Annotated in this window: 12 protein-coding genes; 7 read left to right on the top strand and 5 right to left on the bottom strand. The window is 55.3% G+C overall.

The features are described from left to right. The first annotated feature begins 510 nt into the window (after nt 1-510). Both dcuC and rna read left to right on the top strand, forming a co-directional pair. On the top strand, nt 511-1,878 hold the full coding sequence (dcuC, locus tag OWK27_RS04190; protein WP_148419226.1) for an anaerobic C4-dicarboxylate transporter DcuC: 1,368 nt from the start codon (nt 511-513) through the stop codon (nt 1,876-1,878). Nucleotides 1,879-1,972: 94 nt separating this feature from the next. Then, entirely contained in the window at nt 1,973-2,782 is an 810-nt protein-coding gene (gene rna / locus OWK27_RS04185) for a ribonuclease I (protein WP_176610901.1), read from the top strand. A 35-nt stretch (nt 2,783-2,817) separates the two neighbouring features. Here rna and OWK27_RS04180 read toward each other — a convergent pair whose 3' ends face one another. Next, a complete protein-coding gene (locus tag OWK27_RS04180; RefSeq protein ID WP_148419230.1) occupies nt 2,818-3,438 on the bottom strand; it encodes a flavin reductase family protein in 621 nt (206 codons plus the stop codon). Between the two features lie 262 nt (nt 3,439-3,700). On the opposite strand from OWK27_RS04180, the gene rnk reads away from it, so the two are divergent. Further along, nucleotides 3,701-4,111: a nucleoside diphosphate kinase regulator gene (gene rnk / locus OWK27_RS04175; RefSeq protein WP_148419232.1), complete on the top strand. Its 411-nt coding sequence runs from the start codon at nt 3,701-3,703 to the stop codon at nt 4,109-4,111. Between the two features lie 107 nt (nt 4,112-4,218). Here the strand turns inward: rnk and OWK27_RS04170 are convergent, their stop codons facing one another. Next, complete coding sequence (locus OWK27_RS04170) at nt 4,219-5,457, bottom strand: zinc-dependent alcohol dehydrogenase (RefSeq protein WP_267589896.1); 1,239 nt, start codon at nt 5,455-5,457, stop codon at nt 4,219-4,221. A gap of 181 nt (nt 5,458-5,638) precedes the next feature. Between OWK27_RS04170 and uspG the strand changes: the two genes are divergently transcribed. Next, the gene (gene uspG, locus OWK27_RS04165) at nt 5,639-6,067 is read left to right on the top strand and encodes a universal stress protein UspG (RefSeq protein WP_047052967.1); all 429 of its coding nucleotides are present in this window, start codon (nt 5,639-5,641) and stop codon (nt 6,065-6,067) included. A gap of 60 nt (nt 6,068-6,127) precedes the next feature. On the opposite strand, the gene ahpF is transcribed toward uspG, so the two are convergent. Then, nucleotides 6,128-7,693: an alkyl hydroperoxide reductase subunit F gene (gene ahpF / locus OWK27_RS04160; RefSeq protein ID WP_267589895.1), complete on the bottom strand. Its 1,566-nt coding sequence runs from the start codon at nt 7,691-7,693 to the stop codon at nt 6,128-6,130. Nucleotides 7,694-7,840: 147 nt separating this feature from the next. After that, nucleotides 7,841-8,404 carry an alkyl hydroperoxide reductase subunit C gene (gene ahpC / locus OWK27_RS04155; RefSeq protein WP_014882974.1) on the bottom strand — a complete coding sequence of 188 codons (564 nt, stop codon included), beginning with the start codon at nt 8,402-8,404 and terminating at the stop codon, nt 7,841-7,843. Between the two features lie 638 nt (nt 8,405-9,042). On the opposite strand from ahpC, the gene citR reads away from it, so the two are divergent. The 3 genes from citR to OWK27_RS04140 all read left to right on the top strand — a co-directional run bounded on the left by citR (nt 9,043) and on the right by OWK27_RS04140 (nt 11,950). Then, nucleotides 9,043-9,942 (top strand): DNA-binding transcriptional repressor CitR, encoded by a 900-nt coding sequence (gene citR, locus OWK27_RS04150; protein WP_267589894.1) that lies wholly within the window; start codon nt 9,043-9,045, stop codon nt 9,940-9,942. Between the two features lie 173 nt (nt 9,943-10,115). Next, complete coding sequence (locus OWK27_RS04145; RefSeq protein ID WP_148419242.1) at nt 10,116-11,339, top strand: phosphoadenosine phosphosulfate reductase; 1,224 nt, start codon at nt 10,116-10,118, stop codon at nt 11,337-11,339. Next, complete coding sequence (locus OWK27_RS04140; RefSeq protein WP_148419244.1) at nt 11,324-11,950, top strand: IbrB-like domain-containing protein; 627 nt, start codon at nt 11,324-11,326, stop codon at nt 11,948-11,950. The genes OWK27_RS04145 and OWK27_RS04140 overlap by 16 nt, the downstream gene beginning before the upstream one ends. Here the strand turns inward: OWK27_RS04140 and OWK27_RS04135 are convergent, their stop codons facing one another. Beyond that, nucleotides 11,951-13,111, bottom strand: a complete 1,161-nt coding sequence (locus OWK27_RS04135) for a pyridoxal phosphate-dependent aminotransferase (RefSeq protein WP_267589893.1) — start codon at nt 13,109-13,111, stop codon at nt 11,951-11,953. Nucleotides 13,112-13,180 lie beyond the last annotated feature (69 nt).

Genomic DNA, 13,180 nt, shown 5'->3' with positions numbered 1-13,180 from the left:
ACCAGACCGCTAAGGCCGCTATTATTAACAGGACACCGGTTATCCGCTTAAAGCGTTAACCATACAATGAAGAATATAAATATCAGCGCAACAGGCAAGGCTATTTTGAGCGTGGCCGTTGCGCGTTTATGCTCATGGCGAGCGCGAGGATGTCCAGGCTATCACCTCCCGGGATTGCCTCACCGACGAAAACGCCGGTGCGGAAGCGGTTCTCGGGTCTACACGACCGGCTTTGCCAAACGCGCTCTGGCTTGCGGTACGGCAAACGGCAAGTAATACTCAAAAGCTTAACACTTCACCCTCAAATTAATGACATGTAATCGCTATTAATCAGGTCAATAACGACTTAATATAAATGATGCAGGGTTAGCAAAAATATCGTCATCATCGCCTTTAGTAGTCGCTTTCTTGATTTTAATCAGCAAGAACAGGCCATTTATTCGGCACATTTCAGGCTTCTTTTTCTATTGATTATTTGTGCTCTCGGGCAGCAAGGATACAGGGGAAATCATGCTTACTTTTCTCGAACTCCTCATCGGAGTCGTGGTCATTGTCGGTGTAGCGCGCTACATCATTAAAGGGTACTCGGCCACCGGCGTGCTCTTCGTTGGCGGCCTGACGCTGCTGATTATCAGCGCGCTAATGGGCCATCAGGTTTTACCGGCCAGCGAAGCCAGCACCGGGTATACCGCCACCGATATTGTGGAATATATTAAAATTCTGCTGATGAGCCGCGGCGGCGATCTGGGCATGATGATCATGATGCTCTGCGGCTTTGCGGCCTATATGACCCATATCGGCGCCAATGATATGGTCGTGAAGCTGGCCTCTAAGCCGCTGCAATATATCAACTCCCCCTACCTGCTGATGGTCGCAGCCTACTTCCTGGCCTGCCTGATGTCGTTAGCCGTTTCCTCCGCCACGGGTCTTGGCGTGCTGCTAATGGCGACGTTGTTCCCGGTGATGGTCAACGTCGGGATCAGCCGCGGCGCGGCAGCGGCTATCTGCGCCTCTCCGGCGGCGATTATCCTCTCCCCTACTTCCGGTGACGTAGTGCTGGCCGCGAAAGCGGCGGAAATGTCGCTGATTGACTTCGCCTTCAAGACCACGCTGCCGATCTCGATTACGGCCATTCTCGGCATGGGCGTGGCGCATTTCTTCTGGCAGCGCTATCTCGACAAGAAGGAGAACATCAGCCACGAGATGATGGACGTGAGTGAAATCACCACCACTGCCCCGGCGTTTTACTCCATCCTGCCGTTCACCCCGATTATTGGCGTGCTTATCTTTGACGGCAAATGGGGCCCGCAGCTGCACATCATCACCATTCTGGTGATCTGCATGCTGCTGGCGGCCCTGCTGGAATTTGTGCGTGGCTTCAATACGCAGAAAGTATTCTCCGGTCTGGAAGTCGCCTACCGCGGAATGGCCGATGCCTTCGCGGGCGTGGTAATGCTGCTGGTGGCCGCAGGCGTCTTTGCCCAGGGGCTGAGCACCATCGGCTTTATCCAGAGTCTGATCTCCATCGCCACCTCGTTCGGCTCGGCCAGCATTATCCTGATGCTGGTGCTGGTCGTGCTGACCATGCTGGCGGCAATGACCACCGGTTCCGGTAACGCCCCGTTCTACGCCTTCGTCGAGATGATCCCTAAACTGGCACACTCCTCCGGCATCAACCCGGCTTATCTCTCCATTCCGATGCTTCAGGCCTCTAACCTGGGTCGTACCATCTCTCCGGTATCGGGCGTGGTGGTGGCGGTTGCCGGTATGGCAAAAATCTCGCCATTTGAAGTGGTAAAACGCACGTCGGTGCCGGTGCTGGTTGGCCTGATTATCGTCATTATCGCTACCGAAGTGCTGGTCCCAGGCGCTGCCTAAGCGAAATTCCTGATTTCCAAAAAGCGCCTGTTGGCGCTTTTTGTGCTTTAATAACCCCCAGAAATTAATCGCGCCCAACCAATCAGGAAAGAAAATGTTCAGGAAGGATATCGTTATCCCGTCTGGCGCAGTAGCGCTTGCACTCTGCGTATTCTCAACGCAGGCAGACCCGCTCAGGGCAACGCAGTATGCCGATTTCGATCGCTACGTTCTGGCCCTTTCCTGGCAAACCGGATTTTGCCAGAGCATGGTCGAACGTAACCGCAACGAGCCGGACGAATGCCGGCTGCAAAAAGAGAGCAGCAATAAAACCGATTTTCTGACCGTCCACGGCCTGTGGCCCGGCCTGCCTAAATCCATCGCCGCGCGCGGGGTGGATGAGCGCCGCTGGATGCGCTTCGGCTGCGCAACCCGCCCCGTGCCCGACATGCCGCAGGCAAAAGCCAGCCGCAAATGCGCCGCCGCAGAGACCGGGCTATCCCTGTCGGGCGCGGCGAAGCTGAACAGCGTGATGCCCGGCGCGGGCGGCAATTCCTGCCTTGAACGTTACGAATATGCGAAACATGGCGTCTGCTTCGGTTTTGATCCAGACGCCTACTTCGGCACCATGGTGCGCCTGAATCAGGAAGTGAAAAGCAGCGCGGCAGGGAAATTTCTGGCGGAAAACTATGGCAAAACCGTACGCCGCAGCGACTTTGATGCCGCCGTGGCCAAAAGCTGGGGCAAACAGAACGTGAAAGCGTTCAAGCTCACCTGCCATGGCAATCCGGCCTATCTGACCGAAATGCAGATCTCGCTTAAGTCCGACACCATTAACAATCCGCTCTCTGCCGGCTCTTTTGCACCACAGCCGCATCCGGGCAACTGCGGCAAACAGTTTGTGATCGATAAAGCCGGTTACTGACGCTCCTGCGGGCAGATGCCGCACGGTGCGGCATCTCAGCCCCGACGCGCGTCCGGGCGCACCAGGTCAAAACGGTGGCTGTCGCTGATGCCGTAGTAGGCCGACGGCCCGCCCGCACGCAGTATGGGCTGCGCTTTCGCGGTCTGGTAAATCCCCTCTTCCAGCAGCGTTTCGGCAATATGAACGCCAACGACTTCGCCAAGCACCAGCCAGGTATCAATCGGCGTGCCATCGGCGCCGGTAAGCTGAATACACTGTGATAAACGGCATTCAAAATTGACCGGGCTTTCAGCCACGCGCGGCGCGCCCACAAGCTGGCTGGCTGCGGGCGTCAGGCCTGCAAAGGTAAATTCATCTTCACCATGCGCAAGCGTGGCGGACGTTTCATTCATCGCCCCGGCCAGATCGCGCGTGGCGAGGTTCCAGACAAACTCCCCCGTTTCGGTAATATTGCGCACGCTGTCCTTCCAGCCGTTGCTGGAAAATCCAATTATCGGGGGACGATAGTTAAAGCAGTTAAAGAAGCTGTACGGGGCGAGGTTCAGCTGGCCGGCCTTGTCGCAGGACGAGATCCAGCCAATGGGACGCGGGCCGATAATGGCGTTCAGTGGGTCGTGCGGCAGGCCGTGTCCCTGAGAAGGTTGGTAAAAGTACATATTGCTCTCTCTGCGGTGGGGCCGCTATGCGCGTTGCCCTGGTTCGGTTTCCCCAGCGTAACCAAATTTCAGTGCAGCTTGAACCGGGACGCCTGGATTATTGCCAAAAATTCATATGGCGCATGAATGTGACGCTCATCACTTCAAACTTACCGGTTCAGACAGTATCATCAGACACGTTAAACCCTCGCTGCCAGACGGCGAGGGTTTTCTTTTGGATTGGTTTCTGCGTTACGCGCAGCATTAACGACATGGAGTAAAAATGTCCAGACCCACAATTATCATCAACGAACTCGACGCAGAACGTATTGACCGCCTGTTGGAAAAACCACAATTTGCCGCTCTGCCGGTCGCCGATGCGCTGAACGAGGAGTTAGACCGGGCGCAGATGTGTACGCCTGAGACCATGCCGCACGATGTGGTCACCATGAACAGCCGGGTGAGGTTCCGTAACCTGACTACCGGGGAAGAGCTGACCCGCACGCTGGTTTATCCGGCGCAGATGACCGACAGCAGCACGCAGCTTTCGGTTCTGGCTCCCGTGGGCGCGGCGCTGCTTGGGTTACGCACGGGCGATACCATCCACTGGGAACTGCCGGGCGGAGCCTCAGCCCACCTCGAAGTGCTCGAGCTGCTCTACCAGCCCGAAGCTGCCGGCGATTACCTGCGTTAATCCCTTCTGAACAAGCGATCCCGCTTTGCACAGAGGATGCACCTGCATCCTCTTTCCGCAACCTCGTCGCGGCGGTGCTGTAGCTTAAACGCCACCGGTGAGCGACCTCACACGACGCCGCCCGGGAAGGCATTTACCAGCCCCTTCACCTGCTGCTGCGCTGCCTCCGGCGTATCTGCCCCGGGCACCAGAATGACCTTGCGGCACTCCTCCTCCCGCTTTTCGAAAATCTTATAGGCACGCTCCGCATCCGCAAGCGGCAGGTAATGGGTCACAATGTCCTCCGGCGTCAACAGCCCTCTCTCGATAAGCGGCAGCAGTTCCCCCAGCCAGGCATGCACGTGCGTCTGCCCCATCTTAAAGCTCAGCCCCTTATCGAAGGCATCGCCAAACAGGAAGCCGTGAATGAAGCCGGCATAGACGCCCGGTACGCTGACCACGCCGCCGCGGCGCACCGCAGCGATACACTGACGCAGCGCCTTGCCGCTGCTGCCTTCAATTTTCAGGTTACTGAGGATCGTTTCCGTCGTGCTGCCCTTGGCCTCAAATCCGACGGCATCAATCACCGCATCCACCCCGCGCTGCCCGGCCGTCTGCTCGATAATTTTTTCCGCCGCGTCGTTATCGTCATCGAAGTTGATGGGGATGGCGCCGTAGCGCTCCTGGGCAAACCGCAGCCGATAGGGATGATGGTCAACCACAAAAATCTGCTCGGCCCCAAGCAGACGCGCGCAGGCAATGGTCAATAGCCCCACCGGCCCGGCACCGAATACGGCAACGCTGGAGCCTTTCTGGATCTGGGCATTTTTCGCCGCCTGCCAGGCGGTAGGCAGAATATCTGACAGGAACAGCGCTTTGTCGTCAGACAGCAGCTGCGGCACTTTAAACGGCCCCACGTTGCCTTTCGGGACGCGCACATACTCCGCTTGTCCGCCCGGTACGCCACCATAAAGATGGCTGTAGCCAAACAGCGCCGCAGGGGCGGGAATTTGCTTTTTGTTCAGCGCCGCGCCCTGCCCGCGGTTCGTGTTTTCGCAGGCCGCGTACTGTTGCATCTGGCAAAAGAAGCAGTCGCCGCAGGCAATCACAAACGGGATCACCACCCGGTCCCCCTTCTGCACGTTTTTCACCTCGCTCCCGCACTCCACCACTTCGCCCATAAATTCATGACCAAAGATATCGCCGTGCTGAACCTTAGGAATTTTTCCGCGATACAGATGCAGATCGGAGCCACAGATTGCCGTGGCGGTTACGCGCAGGATGATATCGTCTGGCTGTTCAATGCTGGGATCGGGAACATTATCGACCCGAACATGGTGGGGACCGTGATAGGTAAGAGCTTTCATGCAACCTCCGAAAGGGTGTGGGTAAGCTTATAAAAGGGTAGCTACCTCACGGGATCTGCCCCGGATTCCGGCTGTTTTGAGATTTATCCTGGCGAAATAAAAAAGTGCTGTCGGGATTACAGAAACCATTTATATTTTGTGGTTGAATGATTACAGCGTTCATAAACAAGGAGAAACGGTTATGTATCAAACAATCATTATGCCGGTTGATGTTTTCGAAATGGAACTGAGTGATAAGGCTGTACGTCACGCGGAATTTCTCGCGCAGCAGGACGGGATTATTCATCTTCTGCACGTTTTGCCGGGCTCGGCCAGCCTGAGCCTGCACCGCTTTGCCGCCGACGTGCGTCGCTTCGAAGAGCATTTGCAGCACGAAGCCGAAACGCGCCTGCAAACCATGGTCGGGCATTTCAGCATCGATCCTTCCCGCATTAAAACGCACGTCCGCTTCGGCAGCGTACGCGACGCCGTTAACGAGCTTGCCGGGGAGCTTAACGCGGACGTGGTGGTGATCGGTTCGCGCAACCCGTCTATCACGACTCACCTGCTGGGGTCGAACGCGTCCAGCGTGATCCGCCACACCCACATTCCGGTGATGGTCGTCAGATAAAAAAAAGAGGCCACCTTTGGGTGGCCTCCTGTATTGCAGGTGTCGTCTTACTTTCTTTTATTATGCCGTTTTGGTGCGGATCAGATAATCAAACGCGCTCAGAGAGGCTTTCGCACCTTCGCCGGTTGCGATGATAATCTGCTTGTACGGTACGGTAGTACAGTCGCCCGCCGCAAATACGCCCTTCACGCTGGTTTCGCATTTGGCATCAATCATGATTTCGCCCATGCGGTTGCGCTCAATCGCGCCTTCCAGCCAGGTGGTGTTAGGCAGCAGACCAATCTGTACGAAAATCCCCGAAAGCGAGACGCTATGCACATCGCCGCTGATACGGTCACGGTATTCCAGGCCGGTCACCTTGCTGCCGTCGCCCTTCACTTCCGTCGTCTGGGCATTCAGCACAATGTCGACGTTCTTCAGGCTACGGACTTTGTCCTGAAGGACCTGGTCCGCTTTCATCTCTGGCGCAAACTCGAGCAGCGTAACGTGTTCGACAATCCCGGCCAGGTCAATAGCCGCTTCCACGCCGGAGTTACCGCCGCCGATCACCGCCACGCGCTTGCCTTTGAACAGCGGGCCGTCGCAGTGCGGGCAGTAGGTCACACCCTTAGTACGATACTGATCTTCACCCGGCACGTTCATGTTGCGCCATTTCGCACCGGTGGCAATAATCACGCTGCGCGCTTTCAGCACCGCGCCAGAGGCGGTTTCAATCTGGTGTAAGCCACCCTCCACCGCCGCCGGAACCAGTTTGCTGGCGCTCTGGCTGTCGATAACGTCCACATCGTAATCGCTGACGTGCGCTTTCAGCGCGCCTGCCAGCTTCTGGCCTTCGGTTTTCGGTACGGAGATGTAGTTCTCGATGTCTACGGTATCCAGCACCTGGCCGCCGAAACGCTCGCCCATCAGGCCGGTACGGATCCCTTTACGTGCGGAATAAACCGCAGCCGCCGCGCCCGCCGGGCCGGAACCGACAATCAGCACATCGTATGCATCACGCTGGCTCAGCTCTTCCGCCGCGCGTTTTTCTGCGCCGGTATCCACTTTGGCAACGATTTCGGTCAGCGTCATGCGGCCCTGGCCGAACTCCTGGCCGTTCAGATAAACCGCCGGAACGCCCATCACGTTGCGTTCCGTGATTTCGTTCTGGAACGTACCGCCGTCAATCGCCGTGTGCTTAATGCGCGGGTTCAGAACCGACATCAGGTTCAGCGCCTGCACCACGTCCGGGCAGTTGTGGCAGGAGAGCGAGTAATAGGTTTCAAACTCAAAATCACCGTCAATATCGCGGATCTGCTCCAGCAGCGCCTGCGCTTCCTTAGACGGGTGTCCACCGGTCCACAGCAGCGCCAGAACCAGTGAGGTAAATTCGTGACCCAGCGGAGAGCCAGCAAAACGCGGCCCCTGGTCGGAGCCCGGGTTGGCGATCAGGAAAGAAGGCTTACGGACGGCAAGCGCGTTATCTTCCCTGAAGGTCACCTTCGGCGACAGCTCGGCGATCTCTGTCAGCAGCGTTTTGATTTCTGCCGATTTCGCGCTGTCGTCCAGCGTGGCAATCAGCTCAACTGGTTTGGTCAGTTTCTCAAGGTAGGCCTTGAGCTGGGTTTTCATGTTAGCGTCGAGCATTATTCTTCCCTCTCTTAAAACGTCATCATGCAAGCCGCCTTACAGGGCCGCCTGAATGCAACTTGCATCATGGTGCTGGAATGAAATGGGCGCAGGTGCGCCCATATGTAGGCCCGTGCAGGCGTAGTGCCGCCGGGCTTTGCAGGCTTAAATCTTGCCGACCAGGTCCAGGGATGGAGCCAGCGTCGCTTCGCCTTCTTTCCATTTCGCCGGGCATACTTCGCCTGGGTGAGACGCAACGTACTGAGCCGCTTTCACCTTACGCAGCAGGTCAGACGCATCACGGCCGATACCTTCAGCGGTAACTTCGATAGCCTGGATAATGCCCTGCGGGTCAACAACGAAGGTAGCACGGTCAGCCAGGCCTTCATCTTCACGCATGTTGTCGAAGTTACGGGTCAGGGCGCCAGTCGGGTCGCCGATCATCGCGTATTTGATTTTCGCGATAGTTTCAGAGCTGCTGTGCCACGCTTTGTGGGTGAAGTGGGTGTCGGTAGACACAGAGTAAACGTCTACGCCCAGCTTCTGCAGTTCTTCGTAGTGGTCTGCCACGTCGCCCAGTTCGGTCGGGCAAACGAAGGTGAAGTCAGCCGGATAGAAGAAGAACACGCTCCAGCGGCCTTCGGTATCTTTCTCGGTTACTTCAATGAACTCACCGTTTTTGAACGCCTGGTTTTTGAAAGGTTTAATTTTGGTGTTAATCAAGGACATCTGTACTTCCTCCGTGTTTTCGTTGAGATGTAAGGTAACCAACTTTCTTCATCGGGGCTAATGCGTATGCTTTATCAAATCAATCAGCCAAACCTAACAACCCGAACAAGACAACCATGTGAACGAAATGCGGGAAAGGCGCAAAAGTAAAAAGGCCGCCCCTTGGGGCGGCCCTGATACCTGAACTTCCCACAGGAACTTTCAGTGCCAGCCTGAGCTGGCGTTGCGTTGCGCTCTACATACCTTTATATCAAGGCCGTAACAGCACGTTGATTACAACACCGCCAACGGCACGGAGCAATCCGCCAGAGGGGCATTCGTGTCTATGGCTGTGATAGGTTTTACCGAACGCTGCATATGATGCCCGTACAGACGCACCGGCGGGAAAAATAAGAATGAGTGATAAATACTTGTCTATATATAAATGACACTATTTTTATTCAATTCTGTTTTCTCTTTTAAAGATAAAAATACCTTAACACTCTTTGAAGAACTATTTCATTAATCTATCATCGTGATATATTAAGCCCATATTTAATGATAATTAAGCGAGTTAACCACCAGGATGGTAAATGGTTAACTAAGTTCTATAGTTATCAGTGATGAGATAACGCAACGCAGCACACTCAGGATGAAAAATGGCAAACCTCTACGATCTCAAAAAATTCGACCTTAACCTGCTGGTCATATTCGAATGCATATACCAACATCTCAGCATCAGTAAGGCAGCGGAAACGCTCTACATTACGCCATCAGCGGTCAGCCAGTCGCTACAGCGGCTGCGTAACCAGCTCAACGATCCGCTGTTTATCCGCTCGGGCAAAGGGATCACGCCCACGACCGTAGGAGTCAATCTTCATCATCATCTTGAGCAAAACCTTAATCAGCTTGAGCAAACCATCAATATTATGCATGGGTCAGCGCTTAAGAAGAATTTTGTTATCTATTGCCTTCAGGTTCTGACAACCAACAATCTGATTAACCCCATGAAATTATTGATGAGGGAGCATAATTACGAGATTGAACTTCACGATATGCTGCTCTCTGCTGATTCTGCCGAAGACCTGCTTGCGTACCGCAAAGCCGACCTCATTTTCTCGATGGCCCCCGTCAGCAACCGCTCTATGGTTTGCGTTCCCTATGCTCGCTTCGACGTGATACACGTGTGCAGCCAGGATCATCCGCGTATAAAGGACTTTGCTACTATAGAAGAACTTCAGGCCGAAAAATTTACGATGTTTATGAGCGATGCGGCGGGCGTCAAACACTATCAGTCAAAAACGGAAGAGGTCCATGCTGACAGGACGATCGGTTTTCGCACCGACTCGCTGTTTTCAATCATGGCTATGGTAAGCGCGTCTCATTTAATTGGATATGTGCCAGAAGCGCTGTTCACCAAATATCAGGACGTATTACGCCTTAAAAGAATTGAAACGCCCTTCACGCTGCCGCCTATCGAAGTATTTATGATCTACAACCGTTCCGCGCTTAACAGCTCAGTATTCTCGAAATTCATTGATGAAATTACCGAGAAATGACGTGATATGGCTGTGGACTTCACAGCCAGTACATTGCTCTTAAATATCACTCCCACTTATAGTTATCGAAAACATTTTTATTTTTCATTTACCTGTCTTTATTTTCACTATTATTATTCTCTCTCCTGTATTGACACAACCATCCGGTATTTATTTCCAGGAGGAGTTTGCCCTTGTCAATTTATAAGTATCCACTCAATCAAAATGTCCTTGAAGCCGCGACAGAGCGCATTACGTGGGCACTTGAGCATTTACCCAGAGTCTGCGTTTCATTTTCAGGGGGCAAGGATTCCACCGTCATGCTCCATTTAACGGCGCAGCAGGCCCGAAAATTGGGAAAGAAAATCCACGTGCTCTTTATTGACTGGGAAGCGCAGTTCACCTCCACGATTGATCATGTGAATAACATGCTCGCGCTGTACGCGGATATCATCGAGAAAAGCTGGTGGGTAGCCCTGCCGCTGACCACGCAGAACTCGCTTTCACAATTCCAGCCAGAATGGCAGTGCTGGGAGCCGGGTAAAAACTGGGTGCGCCAGCCGCCTGCTGGTGCGGTGACCAGTCCGGACTACTTTGATTTCTATCAGCCGGGCATGACGTTTGAAGCCTTCGTCCGGGCCTTTTCCGACTGGTTTGCCAAAAAACGCCCTGCCGCCATGATGGTGGGCATCCGCGCCGACGAATCCTACAATCGCTTTTTGACTATCGCCAACGCGCGCAAGCAGCGCTTTGCGGATGACAAACCCTGGACGACCGTCGCTCCCGGCGGCCACGCCTGGTACGTCTATCCGCTTTACGACTGGAAAACCGCCGATATCTGGACATGGTTTGCCAAAACGGGCGGCTGCTATAACCCACTGTATGACCTGATGTTTCAGGCCGGCGTCCCCCCGCGCTATATGCGCATCTGCGAACCCTTCGGTCCCGAGCAGCGTCAGGGCCTGTGGCTGTATCACGTTGTCGAGCCGGAGCGCTGGGCAACCATGTGCGAACGCGCAAGCGGCGTGCGCAGCGGCGGCATCTACGCCGGGCAGGACAATCACTTTTATGGCCACCGCAAAATCCTGAAACCCGACGCGCTCAGCTGGCGAGCGTACGCCATGCTGCTCCTGGACAGCATGCCGCAGCCCACAGCGGAACATTACCGCAATAAAATCGCCGTTTATCTGCACTGGTATCAGAAGAGAGGCATGGCCGATATTCCCGACACCCAGGAGGGCGATATCGGCGCCAGGGATATTCCGTCCTGGCGACGGGTGTGCAAAGTATTGCTCAATAATGACTACTGGTGTCGTGCCCTTTCATTTAGTCCCAATAAACCGAAGCACTATCAGCGGTACAGCGAACGGATCAAATCTAAACGCAAGGAGTGGGGGATCTTATGCAACAGCGATTAATAAGCGAACTGAATAACTATCTTCAGTCGCTTTCCGAAGATGAACGTATTGAAGCCATTAACGCCTTTCGTCAGGCCATCCATGAAAACAGCCCTTTTCGCGAACAGCCTGTCGACTGCGTGCTGTGGATCAAACAGGACGAGATCGGCGCGAACGATTACAACCCCAATAACGTCGCGCCTCCTGAAAAGCGGCTGCTGTGCCGTTCTCTGGAGATGGACGGCTTCACCCAGCCCATCGTGGTGACGGAAAGTGGTGCCCGCCACTATGAAATCGTCGATGGCTTCCATCGCCATGAAATTGGGACCACCCGGGCGGGGCTGAAACGCCAGCTTAAAGGGTATCTTCCGGTCACCTGCCTGCGCAAAGAGCGGCAGAAAAAGTTCGACCGGATGGCGGCCACCATTCGCCACAATCGCGCGCGCGGCCGGCATCAGATTCACGCCATGTCAGACATCGTGCGTGAACTGGTGCAGCTTGGCTGGGACGACGTGAAAATCAGTCAGGAGCTGGGGATGGACAGCGACGAGGTGCTGCGGCTCAAGCAAATCAACGGCCTGCTGGAACTCTTTGCAGACCGTCGTTACTCAGAAGCCTGGACGGTAAAATAATCAGAGCGCGCTAAGGCGTTCAGCCGCCGCCAGCAGCGTCGATTCCTGTTTCGCAAAACAGAGACGAATCAGCCTGTGCGGGAAGGGATCGGCGCAAAAAACGGATAACGGGATCGCCGCTACGCCCACCTCTTTCGTCAGCCACCGGCAGAAGCTGACGTCATCCAGATCGGAAATGGCGCTGTAGTCGGCCAGCAGGAAGTAGGTGCCTTCACACGGCAGGATCTCCAGACGGCTTTGGCTCAGGGCATTTACAAACAGATCCCGACGCGCGCGGTAAAAATCCGGCAGCTCGCGGTAGTGTCCGGGCTGGCTGCGCAGCATATCCGCCAGCGCCAGCTGGGCTGGCGTGTTCACCGCAAACGTCAGGTACTGGTGCACTTTGTGCAGCTCAGCGCTGATGGCGGCGGGCGCCACGCAGTACCCCACCTTCCAGCCGGTCATATGATAGGTTTTACCGAATGACGACACCGCAACTGCACGCTCGCGAAGCTGCGGATGGGCCAGCACGCTGGCGTGCCCCTCCTCTGCAAAGCAGATGTGCTCATACACCTCGTCGCTCAGAACATAAATTTCACGTTCGGCGATGGCCTGCCACAGGGCTTCAACGTCGCGCTTTTGCCACACTGTCGCCGACGGGTTGTGCGGCGTATTCAGGATCACCAGCCGGGTTTTGTCGCTCAGCAGCGCGGCAAACGCCTGCCAGTCGGGGCGGAAATGCGGCGGCTGGAGCGCCACGCGTTTTACCACGCCCCCTGAAAGCGCGATCGCCGGGGCGTAGCTATCGTAGCTCGGGTCAAAACAGATAACCTCATCGCCCGTACGCACCAGGGCGGTTATCGCCGCATACAGCGCTTCGGTCGCCCCTGCGGTAACCGTAATATCGCTGTTCGCATCGGGCCTGTGGCCGTACAGCTCAGCCGTCTTATCGGCAATGGCTTCGCGCAGCGCCTGTACGCCGGTCATCGGCGCATACTGATTCGATCCCTGCGCAACGTGGTACGCCAGACGCTCCTGCAAAAAGGTCGGGCCGTCAAAATCCGGGAACCCCTGCGAGAGATTAATGGCGTTGTGCTGCTGCGCCAGGGCGCTCATCTGCGTAAAGATCGTGGTGCCGAGGCTGGGTAGTTTACTCTGCGGAATCAATGCGTTATCGCTCACGGTGCAGTACCTGCATGTAATACTTATGTTGCTGACACTATAACACGATGTTAGTCTTTGGCAATCAAG

Source organism: Enterobacter cloacae complex sp. 2022EL-00788 (genome assembly GCF_026627565.1).
GTDB lineage: Bacteria > Pseudomonadota > Gammaproteobacteria > Enterobacterales > Enterobacteriaceae > Enterobacter > Enterobacter pasteurii.
The sequence above is the reverse complement of the archived record's forward strand: the minus strand, read 5'-3'. Positions and strand labels throughout refer to the sequence as shown.